Origin of the sequence: Staphylococcus sp. AS1337, assembly GCF_051408735.1 — a bacterium.
Lineage (GTDB): Bacteria > Bacillota > Bacilli > Staphylococcales > Staphylococcaceae > Staphylococcus > Staphylococcus xylosus_B.
Window position 1 is genome coordinate 16350 of the sequence record NZ_JBOIHZ010000007.1, and the last position, 17666, is coordinate 34015.

The 17666-nt window shown below is 32.5% G+C and carries 17 protein-coding genes; 2 read left to right on the plus strand and 15 right to left on the minus strand.

The genetic code is table 11. The annotated features are described in order from the left end of the window. Both ACSUE0_RS10985 and ACSUE0_RS10990 read right to left on the minus strand, forming a co-directional pair. Positions 1-1758, minus strand: coding sequence for an IucA/IucC family protein (locus tag ACSUE0_RS10985; RefSeq protein ID WP_119613162.1), 1758 nt, complete (start codon positions 1756-1758; stop codon positions 1-3). Continuing rightward, entirely contained in the window at positions 1755-2933 is a 1179-nt protein-coding gene (locus tag ACSUE0_RS10990) for an MFS transporter (RefSeq protein WP_119613161.1), read from the minus strand. The genes ACSUE0_RS10985 and ACSUE0_RS10990 overlap by 4 nt, the downstream gene beginning before the upstream one ends. A 102-nt stretch (positions 2934-3035) precedes the next feature. Here ACSUE0_RS10990 and ACSUE0_RS10995 point away from each other — a divergent pair, with 102 nt between their 5' ends. Continuing rightward, on the plus strand, positions 3036-4991 hold the full coding sequence (locus tag ACSUE0_RS10995) for an IucA/IucC family protein (RefSeq protein ID WP_436957380.1): 1956 nt from the start codon (positions 3036-3038) through the stop codon (positions 4989-4991). Between the two features lie 244 nt (positions 4992-5235). On the opposite strand, the gene ACSUE0_RS11000 is transcribed toward ACSUE0_RS10995, so the two are convergent. The 6 genes from ACSUE0_RS11000 to ACSUE0_RS11025 form a co-directional block, all read right to left on the minus strand. Beyond that, a complete protein-coding gene (locus tag ACSUE0_RS11000; RefSeq protein ID WP_119613159.1) occupies positions 5236-5736 on the minus strand; it encodes an Asp23/Gls24 family envelope stress response protein in 501 nt (166 codons plus the stop codon). 73 nt (positions 5737-5809) lie between these two features. Beyond that, a complete protein-coding gene (locus tag ACSUE0_RS11005) occupies positions 5810-6049 on the minus strand; it encodes a DUF2273 domain-containing protein (protein ID WP_017722953.1) in 240 nt (79 codons plus the stop codon). A gap of 12 nt (positions 6050-6061) precedes the next feature. Beyond that, positions 6062-6598, minus strand: a complete 537-nt coding sequence (gene amaP / locus ACSUE0_RS11010; RefSeq protein ID WP_017722952.1) for an alkaline shock response membrane anchor protein AmaP — start codon at positions 6596-6598, stop codon at positions 6062-6064. 134 nt (positions 6599-6732) lie between these two features. Further along, positions 6733-8316 carry a BCCT family transporter gene (locus ACSUE0_RS11015; RefSeq protein WP_119613158.1) on the minus strand — a complete coding sequence of 528 codons (1584 nt, stop codon included), beginning with the start codon at positions 8314-8316 and terminating at the stop codon, positions 6733-6735. A gap of 215 nt (positions 8317-8531) precedes the next feature. Further along, complete coding sequence (locus ACSUE0_RS11020; protein ID WP_119613157.1) at positions 8532-9539, minus strand: zinc-binding alcohol dehydrogenase family protein; 1008 nt, start codon at positions 9537-9539, stop codon at positions 8532-8534. 20 nt (positions 9540-9559) lie between these two features. Beyond that, positions 9560-10567: an NADP-dependent oxidoreductase gene (locus ACSUE0_RS11025; RefSeq protein WP_436957383.1), complete on the minus strand. Its 1008-nt coding sequence runs from the start codon at positions 10565-10567 to the stop codon at positions 9560-9562. Between the two features lie 149 nt (positions 10568-10716). Here ACSUE0_RS11025 and ACSUE0_RS11030 point away from each other — a divergent pair, with 149 nt between their 5' ends. Further along, positions 10717-11724 carry an LLM class flavin-dependent oxidoreductase gene (locus ACSUE0_RS11030; protein WP_119613155.1) on the plus strand — a complete coding sequence of 336 codons (1008 nt, stop codon included), beginning with the start codon at positions 10717-10719 and terminating at the stop codon, positions 11722-11724. A 119-nt stretch (positions 11725-11843) separates the two neighbouring features. Here ACSUE0_RS11030 and ACSUE0_RS11035 read toward each other — a convergent pair whose 3' ends face one another. The 7 genes from ACSUE0_RS11035 to ACSUE0_RS11065 all read right to left on the minus strand — a co-directional run bounded on the left by ACSUE0_RS11035 (position 11844) and on the right by ACSUE0_RS11065 (position 17260). Then, positions 11844-12710: an alpha/beta hydrolase gene (locus tag ACSUE0_RS11035; RefSeq protein ID WP_119613154.1), complete on the minus strand. Its 867-nt coding sequence runs from the start codon at positions 12708-12710 to the stop codon at positions 11844-11846. A gap of 222 nt (positions 12711-12932) precedes the next feature. Then, a complete protein-coding gene (gene rpsI / locus ACSUE0_RS11040) occupies positions 12933-13325 on the minus strand; it encodes a 30S ribosomal protein S9 (protein ID WP_017722946.1) in 393 nt (130 codons plus the stop codon). A 19-nt stretch (positions 13326-13344) separates the two neighbouring features. Beyond that, positions 13345-13782 (minus strand): 50S ribosomal protein L13, encoded by a 438-nt coding sequence (gene rplM / locus ACSUE0_RS11045; protein ID WP_029378530.1) that lies wholly within the window; start codon positions 13780-13782, stop codon positions 13345-13347. Between the two features lie 211 nt (positions 13783-13993). Then, positions 13994-14788: a tRNA pseudouridine(38-40) synthase TruA gene (truA, locus tag ACSUE0_RS11050; RefSeq protein WP_436957386.1), complete on the minus strand. Its 795-nt coding sequence runs from the start codon at positions 14786-14788 to the stop codon at positions 13994-13996. Between the two features lie 6 nt (positions 14789-14794). Then, a complete protein-coding gene (locus tag ACSUE0_RS11055) occupies positions 14795-15601 on the minus strand; it encodes an energy-coupling factor transporter transmembrane component T family protein (RefSeq protein ID WP_119613153.1) in 807 nt (268 codons plus the stop codon). Continuing rightward, complete coding sequence (locus ACSUE0_RS11060; RefSeq protein ID WP_436957389.1) at positions 15591-16454, minus strand: energy-coupling factor transporter ATPase; 864 nt, start codon at positions 16452-16454, stop codon at positions 15591-15593. Before ACSUE0_RS11060 ends, ACSUE0_RS11055 begins: the two co-directional genes overlap by 11 nt. Then, positions 16451-17260 (minus strand): energy-coupling factor transporter ATPase, encoded by an 810-nt coding sequence (locus ACSUE0_RS11065; RefSeq protein ID WP_436957391.1) that lies wholly within the window; start codon positions 17258-17260, stop codon positions 16451-16453. The genes ACSUE0_RS11060 and ACSUE0_RS11065 overlap by 4 nt, the downstream gene beginning before the upstream one ends. Between the last annotated feature and the right edge of the window lie 406 nt (positions 17261-17666).

The following is a 17666-nucleotide window of genomic DNA, read 5'->3' on the forward strand; positions in this document are numbered from 1 at the left end:
TTACACCTCTTTATATATAGGATTCCTCAAATCAATGGTCACATATTGTTTTACTTTACTTTCCATTCTCATGCGTAAGAGCGCTTTTACTGTTATCGTTTCACCGAACAATACTTGTTTTAGCTTATTAGCATGTGGTTTATTAAGATCGATTGCGTGCTCAACTACCTCACCTACTAATTCAAATAATTCGGATTCTTTTACAAATTCATATTGCGCAAAATGGTGAATAAGTTCTGCAATTTGATTTTGAATAACTGCATGTTGAAACTTAGCTATGACCGCTTCAATATTTTCTGCAATTAAACTCGTGTTAGTAACATCAATATTAGGAATTTTATGTTTTAATGTAGTTAGATCTATCCTTGAACCACCTAAATCTCTAACGATAAACTTCATTTGATAATTCGGCCCTAGATTCACAATTGTATTTTGCATGTGCGCTTCCAAAGCAATACCATAATCTTGAATATAAGCAATTAATGGGTCGATTAATGTTTTACTATAGTGCAATAGAAATTGCTTAATCGCATCTATCGTTAAATCATCATTCACCCAATTGATATAGCTATCTACGGTTACTTGGTTATCGACAGGATTTTTATTAACTAAACTTGCAGTTACTAGCGTTGTGCCGTTATCTGAAATATAAGGTTGATGTCGTACGATACAAGCCAAATGCCTTGCATCATCTGGTTCAGTTTTAGCATGTATCCCAAATGGTTCCATAGCAACTTGTAACTGTGGATAGATAGCTAACATGTCTTGTAATTCATAGCTCAATTTAGGTCCGTCTACCGTTGTCACACTCGACACAGTTCTTATAGCACTTGTTGCTTGTATATTGACTGGTAACTTAATATGAAATGGCTTGTGAACAAGTTGCATAGTTCTAAATGATAAAGTCGCTTTAGACTCAACTTCAAAAGGCGTAGGTAGTAATCGTTTTTCTAATATCCAGTCTGCAAATTTGTGAACAATAACATTTTCATATTGCCAAGGATGTACAAGTACAACACTATAATCTTTCAACTCTAAATCATGCGGTGCTAAAAATCCTTTTAATTTGTAACGATATTCTGGAATAACTTCATCAATCATATAGTTTGCATCATCTTCCATAGAAGTAATTACGCAATTATCTTTATGAATGAGCATAACTTTTAATGGAATAAGCTTTTCAAACTCTGGCGCATATTTTCTTACTTCATCAGGTGTTAATGGAAGCTTAGTCTTAGATAATGGGTGTGTAGGATGCCCTTCAATAACAAGGCTTTCAGAATAATTCAAATCATTGATTTGCTTTGATCCTACCATATGCTGTAGCCATGAAAAGAAGTTGATTGTTTCAGGCATTTTTGAAAATTTTAGCGTTGCATGTATCAACGACTTTCTATGTTGAAAATGTTCATAAGTCAGTGCGAAACCTTCCCTACTAGAAATCAATTCATCTGTTAATCGTTGACTAATAGGCATATTAAAATGTACTTCTAGCATTTCTAATAGTTGTTCTAAAGTCTCAATCGTTACTTGTGACTTACCCTTGATATAGAAAATCACACCATAAAATTCATAACGTTCCATAGCACTTTTTCTAACTTTATTTAATTGCAACACTTGGCCTTTATATTGTATTTCAACGCAGTGATCAAATTCATTAAATAACATACCTTGTGGAAATATTTGCTCTTTAATAATTGCGTTGAAAATACGATACTGCACATTTCTATCTGCCAATTGCCATGTTTCATGCATCATACAATACTGCCTCCATTTTTTCTTTGCCTTCTAGTAATTACACTGAATAACAATGCAATGACAAATGTACTCATCCCCATAATAATAAAGGTTTCAATAATACCAATAAGTTCTGCTAAGAAACTCATCAACATGGCTCCTAAAGGAATCATACCTCTATCCATCATAATGACACTAAGTATTTTCCCCCTGTGTTCAGGTTCTACTCTATGTTGAAAATATATTCTATTTGTAGTTCTAGCCCATTGGCTGAACAGACCAATAAAGAATAATGAAATAAATAATAAATAGGTATTGCTACTAATCGTACACAATAGTGATACACCAAAAAGCACAGAGCTTATGTAATACATTTTGACCATAGATACTTTCTCTAAAATATTAGGTAAAACTATTGTTGCTAAAATACCACCTATTGCACAACAAGTCATAGCACTACCAAATATTGTTACTTGATTAGGGAATGTCTTGTCTGTTAACACTGGTAAAAGTGTTGTATAAGTAAAACCAGTTGCCATAATAAGTAACGATGTCACAAATATTCTGGCCCCTACTTGATTATCTTTAAAGTAATTGATGACGTACTTAAAACTTACTTCAGGATTTGCCTTTGATAGTACGTTATGACTGAATGATAACGGTAAACAAAGTATTAACGATATGAAATAACATAGCGCTTGTATACCGAAACTAATTTGCGCATTATAAACCGCCATAATAAAACCAGCTATCGCAGGTCCAATCGAACGACATATATTTATAATAAATGAGTGATACGACACTGTTTGTGTTGTTGTTAAACGTTGTGTCAAATCTGGCAATACTGCCTGACGTACTGGTGTTTCTATTGCGCTCATAATGCCACGACCTAGAGAATATAACAAAAATACAATTATCGGTAATTGTGGATTTTGAAATACTAAAATACATAGTATCGTTGTTAATAAAAATGAGGAGGTTATTGTTAATCTTAATAATTTTCCTCTGTCACATCTATCAGCTAAACTTCCAGCCCATACACTTATGAGTAAAATAGGTACGAGTCGGAAAAAATTAATCAGTCCTAGATAAATTGCGTTATGATATAGAGTAAATACATACCAATTTAGCGTGATTTGTCCAATCCAATTCCCTAAGAACAGTAGGAATGAACTAGGAAAAAAATACTTTGCCATAAAATTCCTCCTGTTTTTAATTGATAATAATTATCATTATCGATATTATGGATTATACAAATATCTTATACATTTGTAAAATAATTTTTTTAGAGGTGCATTATGAATCACAAAATAAACGACAACAATTCAATTGAAAAACTCACTAATGACGAACAATACGCTTTATCGTATTTACGTTCGACAGATATACGATGGTCAAACGCTTTCGAAGATGTATTATTAGAAAGTCGAGATAAAATTTCCCAAAGGTTAATCACTTCTTTACATAGAGAGAATTTAGTTCAGAGTCGACATCACAGTGAGATTATCAAGGTACAAAACTTGAACTTGGATGTTGCAATCACGCAACCTTTCATTTTAAAAATAACGTTTCCGGAAGCTAAAAAAACTTTATATGCACCTATTTCAGGACAACATGCCTTTGACAGAATCGATGTTGAAGGACCCTTTTATTTTGAATATGAAAATCATTTAGAGCGTATATTACATCCAAATGAAATTTTAAACGCTATTTTAATAGAAGCGCCTCACCTTGATAACGAAGCTAGTAATCAATTTAAGGACGATATGAATAATAGTGTTGCGAATATGGCTATTTCGTTAAGTTATCAATCCATTACATTATCTCAAAATAATGAATCACTTTTAGAATTAATCATTAATGCAAAGGATAGCTATTTAATGTCTGAACAAGCAGTTGTTGAAGGTCATCCATTACATCCCGGTGCAAAACTACGTAAAGGTATGACACCAGAAACAGCTATTGATTATTCTTCTGAGTTTGGAAATGCCATCGCTATGAAATTTATATTAATTCACCATGATATTGCGAAAGTCCAATCATTAGCGAAGCCTTATAACGAAACAGTATTTACATTATTTGAAGGCCTTTACGAAGCTGTAGCAAAATTATTAACTGATGATCAAATTGATGATTATTATGTTATGGCGGTTCACCCTTGGCAATATAATGCTGTGTTAGAAAATGATTATAAGAATGAGTTAAATAAGCAACAGCTTATACCATTAGACTTTGATTTAAATTATTATGCTGGTCTGTCATTTAGAACATTAATGCCACAATGCCCAAATATTGAACCGCACATTAAATTATCGACGAATGTGCATATTACAGGTGAGATACGTACTCTATCTGAACAAACAACATATAACGGGCCACAGGTCACGCGCATATTAAACCATATTAAACAACATGATCCATTATTTAACCATATTCAGGCAGATACGATTGACGAAGTTGCTGGTATTCATTTTTATAATCCACAAGACTTACCATCTCAACAAACAATAAAGAGCGAACAGTTAGGTACGCTCTTTAGAGAAAATATTTATAATATCAAGGAATATAATACAATACCGCTCATTCCTTCTAGCTTAGTTGCACATTACAGCAATAATAATGAGTCACCTATCATGACATTAATCAAAACATACGCTAATACTTTCAATATTGAAAGTTATGAAGAAGCATGTAGCAAATGGATTGCAGAATATAGTAAAGCTCTGATTGATATAGCCCTACCTTTATATGTAAAATACGGTATTGCATTAGAAGCACATTTACAAAACTCTATAGCTACCTTCAATCAAGACGGTTCAATCCATACATTATATATTCGTGATTTTGAAGGACTGCGTATTGATAAAACTTATTTAAATCAAGCCGGCTATAATACATCAGACTTTCATGAAAAATCATTAATTCTTACAGATCAGTCGCAAACCGTTTTCAACAAAGTATTTTATTCTAGTATTCAAAACCATCTTGGTGAATTAATTGTAACCATTGCTCAATCTAGTCAAAGTAATGAATTAGAGCAACAGATTTGGTCAATCATAAGTGATATCATGTATGAAAAATTAGAAGATATTGCATCAACAATGACTAATAACGACAGAATTACAGAAATAAAATCTGTATTATTTGCGCCACAAATCGATTATAAATGTGTTACTACAATGAGATTAGAAGATGAAGCAGATTATTATACTTACATTAAAGTGAGTAATCCTTTGTACAGAAACATGAAATAGTAATAATATAAATGAAGCATATATTAGAATAACAACTATGTAAGTATCTTGTTTAAGGACATCAAAGAAGCTTTATATAGAGTTATTAAAGTTGAAGATTATGAGTATAAAAATCACTATCTTTTAAAAATGCAATGTTTGAGTTAATACTTATGTATATAAATTAATAATTTTCATACATAAATAAAAAAGGTCCGAAACATTTAATGTTTTGGACCTTTTAATTAAATTGGATGGTATTTAATTATTGTAAACCTTTTTCCTCATTGTTTGAGGATTGGCTTTTTTCATTTTTTTGAGACCATTCTTTTTTAGTCATAACATCTTCAACGCGCATGTTAACTTCAACTACGTCAAGACCAGTAATATATTTAACTTGTTCTTTAACTAAGTCAGTTACTTTACGGAAGATTTTTGGTGCTGATTCACCATATTCTAATACTACTTTTAAATCAACGGCAGCTTGTTTTTCTCCAACTTCAACGCTAACACCTTGTGTAACATTGTTGTTGCTACCAAATGAACTAGAAATATTGTCGACGAATCCGCCTTTCATTTCTAAGATACCGCTAACTTCACGTGCAGCAATACCTGCAATTTTTTCGATTACTTCATCTGAGAATGATAATTTATTAGTGAATTGAGGCTCTTGGTTTTGCTCCTCTTGTCTTTTTTCTTGTTCTTTTTCTTGAACTCCTGTTTGGTTATCATAAGCTTGTTTAGCTTTATTGTTGTCTACTGCCATATTGCATTCTCCTTTACCTTATATAATTTGTTTAAAATTTTTAATTGCATTAGAATTCATAAAATTTAATCGATTAACTCCATCGATTAAGAAAATTTAAAAAGTCTTGCTTACGGTCTTTAGTATACCCAACTCCAATTCCAATCAAACATAATACTAGAATTAAAATTGTACTCCAGAAACCTAAAGTTAAAAATAATATTGCTATGATTAGAAATGCTAAGAAACCAATGATTCTCCATTTAAACGTTTTGAAAAATTCAACAATTTCTTGCGTAGAATCTTGTCCATTTTGGTTATTATTGTTAGCCATGATAACCCTCCCTTACAACACACGTTTGCCTGAGGTTTTTTGATCTCTAACATTAACCTCTAATTTTGATACTGGTAATTCTGTAAAATGCTCGACATTTTGCTTGATGTCATTTCTAATCTCTTCAGTTAAAGAATTAACCTGAACATCACCAGGAACAAAGAAATCTGCTTTTAAAGCAATATGCGATTTCTTTTTCTTGTTATAAAGTTTTGCAATCACGTTTGGTTGACGTATTTGATCATATTGCGTAAGTGTATCGTATGCAGATTTTTCAACTGCTTTTCTCGATACATAAATATGACCATCTTCGAAATCTTTATATAGTCCGGGTTTTCTATACGTAGGTTTAAACAAGCTGAATACTAATATAAGACCAATAATAATAAGTAGCGCTGCTAAACCAATTAGCGTTGGTTCAAACCAGTTAAACTGATTAAAATAGTCTTGATACTGGCTAATTCTAGAATCTTGAATATACATAAAGAGTAAAAATCCAACGATTACTACAATTAATATGCCTAGGATAAAATTCTTTAGTCGTTTCACCTCGTATGACACCTCCTATGCTTTGTTAATATGTACTTGTCATACAGAACTAATACCCTTAAAAAAATTCTTAGAAACATTTTTATTGAATTTTATTTTTAACTTTTATTACAAAACAAATTTTTTAGTCCATTTTATTGTTTGTCCTTTGTTACTTGATCAGCTAGTTCTGGATGATTTGCAATACGATATTGTAATAGTTTGTCGTCTGATACGAACAACTTATTACTCGGTCTTGGCTTTTCAATCGCTAATGATTTAAAAAGTGACCATATCATAAATATAATGACAATCGAAAATGGTAAAGCAGCAATAATTAATAAGTTTTGTATAGATTGCGTACCGCCTGTGTATATCATAATCATTGCAAATAAAGCTAATATGATACCCCAGCTAACTTTTACAATGCCTTTAGGATTAATACTACCTTTAGAACTCAACATCCCCAAAACGTATGTCGCTGAGTCTGCTGAAGTTACAAAGAAAATCATAATCACAATTAATGTCACTATACTTAACAAGAACCCTAGTGGGAAATGTTCTAAAGTTGCAAATGTAGCAGTCTCCGTTGCCTCTTTCGCAATGTCTGCAATACCATGTTGCTGTAAATAAGTAGCAGAGGCTCCAAATACTGCAAAGAATAAGAAACAAACTAGCGCTGGTACAAATAAAACACCCAAAATAAATTCTTTAATCGTTCTACCTCTTGAAACACGAGCAATAAATATTCCAACAAATGGAGCCCATGAAATCCACCAGGCCCAGTAAAAAATCGTCCATTGTTGTAACCATTGGAATTTTTCTCCACCTGATTGTGGAATACGTAAACTCATATTAAAGAAATTTGCAATGTAATCACCAAGTGAATTGGTAAAGGTATTTAGTATAGTTAAAGTTGGCCCTACACAAAATAATACGATGAGTACTAGAAAAGCGAGTATCATATTGATATTACTCAATGTTTTGATTCCTTTATTAATACCTGACCAAGCTGACCACGTGAATAAAATCGTTGCTAAAACAATAATAATGACCTGAGTTGTAAAGTTTGAAGGTATATCAAATAAAAAATTCAACCCTTCATTAATCTGTAATGCGCCGAATCCAAGTGTTGCTGCTACACCTGTAACAGTAGCGATAATTGCTAAAACATCAATCGAACCACCTATTGGTCCTCTCATCATTTTAGAGCCTAATATCGGTGTTAACGTCGCACTTACTAATCCTGGATAACCTTTGTGAAAATTAAAATAAGCAAAGACTAGTCCAACTATGCCGTAAACTGCCCAAGCATGGACACCCCAATGAAAGAATGAGAATTGCATGGCATCATTAATTGCAGTTTGCGTACCTGCTTTATGTAAAGGCGTTAACGTAAATGCATGACTAATTGGCTCTGCTGTAGTCCAAAAGACTAGTCCTATCCCCATACCAGCACTAAATAACATAGCAAACCAAGATTTCAATGAGAATTCTGGATCCTCTCCATCTTCACCTAATGTTATTGATGAATATCTAGAGAATAATAGATATACACATACAATTAATATGACAAGTACCAGTAATAAGTAGTACCAACCAAAATTTAATGCAATAAAATTTGTAATATTTTGTGTTACTGTTTCTAGTTGTTTTGGCAATATTGCACCGTATACAACAAACAGTGTACAAATTGATAATGCTACCCAAAATACAACCGTTAATCTGTTTAAACGCATGTCAAAATTACACACTCCCTATACTTTTATGTAACTTACATACCCTAACTTATTGCATATATTCGTAAAATTCATAAAATAAATCATATTATAAATTTAATATATATTATTTAAAATAAAAAGCATCTTCTTATCCACCATATTATGATGAACTATAGAAGACGCTTAGCTTTATATTCATTTTATTTAATTAATCATTTTTGTTAATCTTAATTTCAAAGTTTAATTACTAGCTTACCTATCATACTTTGATTTTCTAACTTAACATGTGCGTCGTACAAGTTTTCAACAGTTAAGCCATCTATCACTTCATTAACGGTCGGCTTATATATACCCGTTTCTATTTTTTCAGAAATATCAGTGAGATAATCACGATGTATTTGCATATCTTCAGTTTCGTGAATAGGTCTTGATGACATAAATTCATGCGTAAATGTAATACTCTTAGGTTTAAGCAAGTTTAAATCTTGGTTATTTTTGAAAGCAACAATCGTTGCAATCGTACCTCTTGGTTTTACTAATTCAATCATTTTTTCATAATACATATCCGTATCAAAGGTACAGAAAATATAATCCACTTCACTTATTTCATATTTCTTAAACTCTTCAGCTAAATCATTCTTATGATTTAATACAATATCTGCACCCATATCTTTAGACCATTGGTGTGTTTCCTCACGAGATGCTGTAGTGATAACATGTAAGCCATAGTGTTTAGCGATTTGTGTTGCTATGCTTCCTACACCACCAGCACCATTTATGATTAAAATAGACTTCCCTTTATTTTCTTCTGGATTAAAAGATATTTTAAATACATCAAACAGGGTTTCATAAGCTGTTAAACCAGTTAGTGGTAAGCTTGCTGCATCCACATTAGATATATTTTTAGGCTTTTTCGCTACTAAACGCTCATCGACAATTTGATAAGATTGGTTAGAACCTTGATATTTAGGAGAGCCTGAATAAAAAACTTCATCTCCAACGTTAAAATGACTAACATCATCGCCCACTGCTTCTACCACACCTACAGCATCGAAACCTAAAATTCTTGGTGCTTGTTCAACCGCTGTCTTTCTGATCTTTGTATCTACAGGGTTAACGCTAATTGTTTCAACACGTACTAATAATTCATATTGTTCAGGTTTGGGAGTATCAATAGCAAACTCATAAAATAAATTGCCATCTTCTAGATTAAAACTTTGATCTGCACCTATTGCTTTCATCGTACGCACTCCTTTCTTGATTAAACATCATCTGAGACTTGAACAACTTGTTTGCCGAAATTATCACCTGTAAATAAGTTTCTAAAAGCATTTGGTAAACTATCAAAACCTTTTTTAACAGATGTCTTAGTCTTAATTTTATCTTCTTGAACCCACTGTGCAAGTGCTTTACTAGCATTTGGAAAATCGTCTGCATAATTAGCAACAATAAACCCTTGCATCAATGCTTGTGATTTAATAATAATTGGTTGTATTCGAGGACCATATTCGACTTCTGTATTATTATAACCAGAAATAGCACCGCAAACTGGAATCCTAGCAAATTGATTAAGGTGTTTCATGACTTCATCCGCAATCGTTCCGCCCACATTTTCAAAATAGACATCAACGCCATTCGGTACTGCTTTCGCCAATTGTTCAGCAAAATCATTCGCTTGATAGTCTACTCCTGCATCAAAGCCTAGTTCTTCAGTTAAATAATTGGTTTTTTCACTACCACCTGCAATACCCACTACATGAGCGCCTTTTAATTTTGCTATTTGACCTACAACTGAGCCAACTGCACCTGAGGCAGCTGATACTACAACAGTCTCACCTTCTTGCGGTTGTCCTATTTTTAGTAAGCCATGATAAGCTGTCTGTCCGGTCATGCCTAAAACACTAAGATACAGATATAAAGGAATGTCAGTTTGACTTACTTTAATAGCATGCTTGGCCTTTATATTCACTATTTTTTGCCATGGAAACGTACCAGTAACAATGTCACCTTTTGTAAATCCATCTACACTTGATTCAATAACTCTCCCTACTACATGACCATTCATTGGTTCGTCTAATTCGAATGGGGCTACATATGATTCACTATCATCCATACGACCACGCATGTATGGATCTACTGAAATATATAACGATTCTATTTGAATTTCATCTGGCTTGGGTCCGTCTACCTCAACAGTTTCATATCTAAATACATCATCGGATGGGATCCCTTCAGGTCTTTTTGCCAATACAATTCTTTCTGTATTCATTATATTACCTCCATTCATTGTTTGACTTTATTCTAAAGGGATACTTTTAATCAATCAATCAAATCGCTTATTTAATACTTCAATAACGTGTTATGCTATTGCTAATTTATAAAACATTTTTTCGTTTTATTACGTTAGGAGATTGTACATTGAAACTTAGTATTTTAGATTATGTGCCAATATTTGAAGGCCGTAACGCTACTCAAGCAATAAATCATGCTGTTGAATTAGCTCAATTAGCTGAAAAGTTAAACTACTCACGTTATTGGGTTGCTGAACATCATCAAGTTTATTCAGTAGCATCCAGTGCACCTGAAATGATTATGATGTCATTATTAGAAAATACTAACTCAATTGAAATTGGAAGCGGTGGTGTTATGTTGCCACATTATAGTGCTTATAAAGTGGCTGAAGTATTTAAAACTATGGAAGCTAGACACCCTGGTAGAGTCAACTTAGGTACTGGCCATTCTAAGAGTTATAAAAATGTAAATAAAGCTTTGAATGAACATAAAACAATACCGGTTGATTATGAGAATCAAATTGACGATCTGTTAGCTTATTTTAATAGTGACAGTGACAATGATATAAATCAGCAATATAAAGATTTATACGCGATGCCACTTATCAACACTAAGCCTAATATGTTTATTTTGGGTACAAGTAAAAAAAGTGCATCACTTGCTGCTATTAGAGGATTACCTTTCGTTATTGCCAATATGGGACAAGATAAAGATCAAATCAAATCTGTAATAACTTATTACCGTTCTAAATTCAAATCACATCATCCTTTACATCAACCATATGTCATCATGACGTCTTTTGTAATTACGGCAGATAATAAATACCAGCGCCAAGATTTAGCTAATGCGTTTCATTTGTGGTTACTCCGTATTGGTTATTTAGATCAACCAAAATTCTATCCCTCTGTGAACTACGCAAAACAGAAATCATTTTCTTCTAGAGAAATTGAAAAAATGAATCAACACAATAGTCGGGTTATAGTAGGTTCACCTAGTAAAGTCATCTCCAAATTAAAAGTAATGATGACTGACTTCGATGCTGATGAAATTATGATACAACCACATGTTTATGGAGAACATAATAGGAAACAGATCATTCAATTACTCGCAACTGAGAATTTTAAGCATAAATAAATGACACTTACACATCTATAAATCAGATGTCTAAGTGTCATTTGCTTAATATAGAATACAAACATTTAATATCTTGTATAAATGTTACTAAATCAACGTATTAGGTGGTACTTTAAAATTTATTTACCCCATAAAAATTGATTCATTTTATCGGTGACATAAGTATTATCATGAAGTTCACTATGATCAGCTTTTTTTCCGGTTACTTTAAATTCTTCATAACTACTTACTTTATCATCAACTAAATACCTTAGTGATTTAGATGAAACGTTGGTAACTCGATTATCAGAATGTGTGCCATCCTCTATATCACCATAAATATTTAGCACTTTTGTAGTTTCTGGATATGACTTTTTCATAGGCAACAAATCTTTATATGCTTTTAGCATTTTATTTGGTTTACCATCTTCATCTAATTTAACATCTAAATCAAGGCCATCTATGTCAACTTCACCATTAAAATTACCTGCTAAACTTACTTGTTTATTTAGTTTGGGTAAGTTCTGATTATCACCATAATTCAACATATAATAGCTGAAAGATTGATTACCCATAGAATGTGCGACAAAGTTAAATTGGTCAAAGTGATGTTGGCTCATCGTAGCAATGATAACTTGTTGAATCCATTGCGCATTTTTATTTAAATCTTTATTTCTATTATCTTCTAATATAATCTCAATGACTGGATTCTTTGCATCAGGTGATAATTCTCCCTCGAATGTCACCATTCCCTCTTTAGAAACTTTTGCTTTGATTACTTCTTCAGTTATTTCTTTTTGTACTGCTGAATTAATCATGTATTTTATAGAATTCTCTGTTCCACCATAGCCATGTAAATAAAATGTAGGTATATTAGCGTACTTATAATTATTTTCTTTATATTGACAATATGTTTTAAAAGCTGCAATCAAAATAATGACAAATAAAATAAATGCGATCAAAACAATTGTCAGATATATATTCGTCTTCCGTTTGTTAATCTTCATATAAATACCTCAAATTTAAAATTGTGTCCTATTATTATTTATATTATGACACTTTACATGATTAGTCATTCATTTTGATACAAATAAATACTATTAAATAAAACAAAAAAACTTCCCAATTTCTTGGGAAGTTTAAAACATTTGCTTGATTGAACACAAATTGCTATAGAACTTGTGTAGCAAATCTGTAAGCGAATTGAATTCGCAACAGCTTCGACAATATTAACGTTTTGAGAATTGTGGTGAACGACGAGCTTTTTTAAGACCTGGTTTTTTACGTTCTTTCATACGAGGATCACGAGTAAGTAATCCAGCGCGTTTTAAAGAACCTCTGTATTCAGGATCAGCTTCTAATAATGCACGTGAAATTCCGTGACGGATTGCTTGAGCTTGTCCAGTAAATCCTCCACCATGAACGTTAACTAATACATCATAGTTACCTTTAGTTTCTGTTACATCAAATGCTTGGTTAATGTCTAAAATTAATGATTCGAATGGTAAATAACTACGTACATCACGGCCGTTAACAGTAATGTTACCTTCACCTGGTACTAAACGGACACGTGCTACTGAGTTTTTACGACGGCCTGTGCCTTTATATTCAACTTGTGCCAATGTAATTTCCTCCTTTTAATTAACCACGTAACTCGTAGTTTTCTGGTTGTTGTGCAGCGTGTGGATGTTCAGCGCCACCATATACAAATAATTTTTTACCTTGTTTTTCGCCTAAACGTGTGCTTGGAAGCATACCTTTAATTGAGTTTTCAAGTAAACGTTCTGGGTTGTTAGCTTTTAACTCACCAGCTGAAACTGATTTGATACCACCTGGGTGATTTGAGTGACGATAGTACATTTTATCGCGCTCTTTGTTACCAGTGAAGTGGATTTTTGAAGCGTTAACGATGATTACATAATCACCTGTATCAACGTGTGGTGTATAAGTTACTTTATTTTTACCGCGTAAAATAGCTGCTACTTCTGATGATAAACGACCAAGTGTTTTATCTTCAGCATCAATAACATACCATTTGCGCTCAATGTTTGATTCATTAGCCATAAATGTTTGACGCATATAATTGTCCTCCTAGAATAAATGTCTCTTAAATTAATAGTTTATACTTACTAAATCTTAAATTTCATCTATTTTTTTAAATAGTTTGTTTCTACGTGCTTCTATATCTTGTAACACAATAAGATTCCGGGGCTTATCGTGGGTGATATAAAACAATACCGTTAGTAATCGTATAATTTTTTTGTCATTTTGTCAACGACATTTAACAATTTCATATCGATTTTTTTTGATGTAATTTTATATCATTACCAAAATCAGTGGTTAATTCTCTTGGTGTTAGATAAATCTTCTCTAAATATAGCCCTTCTGCCGGAGCAGTAAAAGGCACTTTGTTACGATCTTTATCCTCTAATAATTTAGGTATTTCTTCTGGTTGTCGTTTTCCTTTGCCTACTTCAATTAAAAAGGCTACTAACACACGCACCATATTATATAGGAAACCGGAGCCTGTGACAATATAGTCAAAGCCATTTTCTGTTTTTTCTATACGACTTTCGTAAAGTGTTCTTACTTTGCTAACAACTTCTGTTTTTTGTGAACAGAACCCTGTAAAATCATGTGTGCCAATAAAATATTGTGCAGCTGTATTCATTCTTTCAATATCTAACGTTTCAGTGATATGTGTTTTTAAGCCATTAAGAAACGGATCCTTGTGTTTAGATTGATAAATTTTATAACGGTAAGATTTGCCTACGCAATCATATCTGCAATGAAAATCGTCACTAACAAAACTGACATGATTGACATATATATCACCTGGTAATGCTCGATTCATCGCATATTGCCATTGTTGCTCGGGAATGTTTAACTCAGTGTCAAAATGAAAATATTGCTCAATTGCATGTACACCTCTATCTGTTCTACTACTTGGGTGTATTCTCACATCATGCTTATGCATACGCTTTAAAATCTTTTCGAATTGTTGTTGTACGGTTCTTCCATTTTGTTGTATTTGAAAACCTAGAAATTGACTTCCTTGATAAGAAATATTAACTAAAACACGCATGATTTACTACACTCCCATGAATTTTAACACAAATAATACTACGGATAGTGGCAATAATATTAACAGCGTTAGACTGTCCTTCGTTTGCCACTGTAATTTACGATAATTTGTCCGTTGCTTCTTCGTATCGTATCCTCTCACTTCCATCGCGATTGCCAAATCTTCAGCGCGTTGGAATGCAGATATAAATAAAGGAATCAGCAAAGGTACAAATGCCTTCACTCTATTGATTATACTACCAGAACTAATTTCAGAACCTCTTGATTTTTGAGCCAATATAATTTTATCTAACTCATTCATCAACGTGGGGATAAACCTTAATGCAATAGACATCATCATACTTAATTGGTGTACAGGTATTTTAACTAATTTCAATGGCGATAGTAGCTTTTCAAAAGCATCAGTTAAATCAATTGGACTTGTACTTAACGTCATAATGGTTGAAATCATAATAATAAACATAAGACGCAAAACAATATAAATACCTTCTAAAATACCATCTATATCAATTGAGACAAAGCCTAATTCAAATAACCTTGTACCACCTTTTGTTAAGAATAAATGCATTAAAAAAGTAAATATTAGAAAAATCCAAATGGGCGTTAAACCTTTGGCTAAGAACCAAAATTTAATTTGTGCTAGTTTCATAAATGCAACAATTGAAATAAATAACCATAAATACGTTGCAAAAGAATGTGCAAAGAAAATTAAGATAATAAATACAAAGACAAAAATTAATTTCGCACGTGGATCTAATCGATGTATGATCGTATCTAGTGGAAGGTAGCGTCCTATAATAAATTTATCTTTCATCTTGTTGCCACCCCTTATACATCTCAACAAATTCTTCTTCTGTCAAAGCAATTTTATTGAAATAATATTGATGTTTATCTTCTAAATCACGTTGCAATTTTACAATGTCTGGTACATCAAGATGCATTTTATTAACATAATTCGTATCACTAAATAGCTTTCGAGGTGAACATGATTCTATCAATTGACCGTGTTGCATAATTTTTATTTCATCCACATACTTTGCCACATCATTCATTTCATGCGTCACAAGAATGATCGTCTTTTGCTGTTCAACTTGGAGTTTCTTTATCATTTCCATTATCTGTTTTCTACTTTTAGGATCAAGACCCGCTGTAGGTTCATCAAGTATAACAATGTCTGGGTCCATTGCTAATATTGATGTGAGAGCTATTTTCCTCATTTGTCCACCAGACATTTGAAATGGCGACTGTTGTAGTATATCTCTATTAAATCCAAATTCTATGAGCAAACGAAATGCTCTTTCCTTCACTTCGTCTAATGGCATATTAAAATTTTTTGGTCCAAATAATATTTCGCGTTCTACTGAATCTTCGAACAACTGTGACTCTGGAAATTGGAATACAACACCCACACGCTTGCGAACATTCTTCAAATATTTATCTTTCGTCTTATGACTAATTACCACATCATTAATTTGAAGCAAACCTTCTGTTGGTTTAAGTAGACCATTAAAATGTTGAATCAATGTAGACTTTCCAGAGCCAGTTTGCCCAATGATTGCATAATATTTTCCTTGTTCAAAAGTCGTTACAATTTCATTTAAGGCTTGATGCTCAAATGGTGTCCCTTTTTGATAAACATAACTTACTTGGTTAAAATTAACAGTCATAATTTTTTTACCAACCCTTCATATGTTATGAAATCAATACTACCTAATAATTGATTATGCATTCTTATTGAGAATGGTAAGTCTAAACCAATTTGAGTTAGTTTATCACCATCACTGAAGATAGCGTTTGGTAGTCCCGTTTGATATACCTCTCCTTCATTTAATACAACGAGGTAATCAGCTTCTGCAGCTTCTGATAAATCATGTGTAATAGAAATAATAGTTACATCTTTGTCTTCTTTCAAACGATGAATTAAATCAATTAAGTCTTTTCTACCAGCAGGGTCTAACATAGATGTCGCTTCGTCTAAAATAATTATATCAGTATTTAATGCAAGTACACCTGCTATAGCAACACGCTGCTTTTGGCCACCAGAAAGCGATTGAGGTTCATAATTCGCTCTATCTAACATATCTACATCATTCAAAGCTTTGGGCACTATCGCTCTCATATCATCATAAGGGATGCTGTGATTTTCTAAACCAAAGGCTACATCAAATTCAACAGTTGAACCTACAAATTGATTCTCTGGATTTTGAAATACAATACCAATATGTTGTCTTAAATAATCAAGGTTCTGTTGGTTGATAGCTTCATTTCTAAAATAAATATTACCTTCAAATGGCTTTTCAATACCTACCATTAATTTAGCAATCGTAGATTTCCCTGAACCATTGTGACCAACTATAGAAGTCCATTTCCCTTTTGGAATACTGAATGATACATCATTCAACGCAAGTGGTTCATCACTATTATATTTAAATGAAACATGATTAAATGTAATAATATGCTCTTGCGTATCCATAACGATTGCCTCCAATATTTAGTAAGTCCATTTTTTATATACCTTATCTATTTTACATGAAAATATGAATATATACTACCATTAAAAAATTACTCATTTTTGATTTTATTAGTAGCTATATACATAAGTCTATAGCAATTCTCTAAACTTCGTTTTGCCAGTTACTGCTTATGCATTCGCTTATCGAATGTATTCCTTTTTTGTTCTAAAGAATTAAGGTTCTTCAGTTCGCTATTGCTCCGCAATTGCATAAGTCCCCCTAAATTCTAAAGAATTAAGGTTCTTCAGTTCGCTATTGCTCCGCAATTGCATAAGTCCCCCTAAATTCTAAAGAATTAAGGGGGACTAAATAAAAAAGCGCGCACCCCATCATATTTTGAGTTCACGCTTTAAATTTTATTAAGTT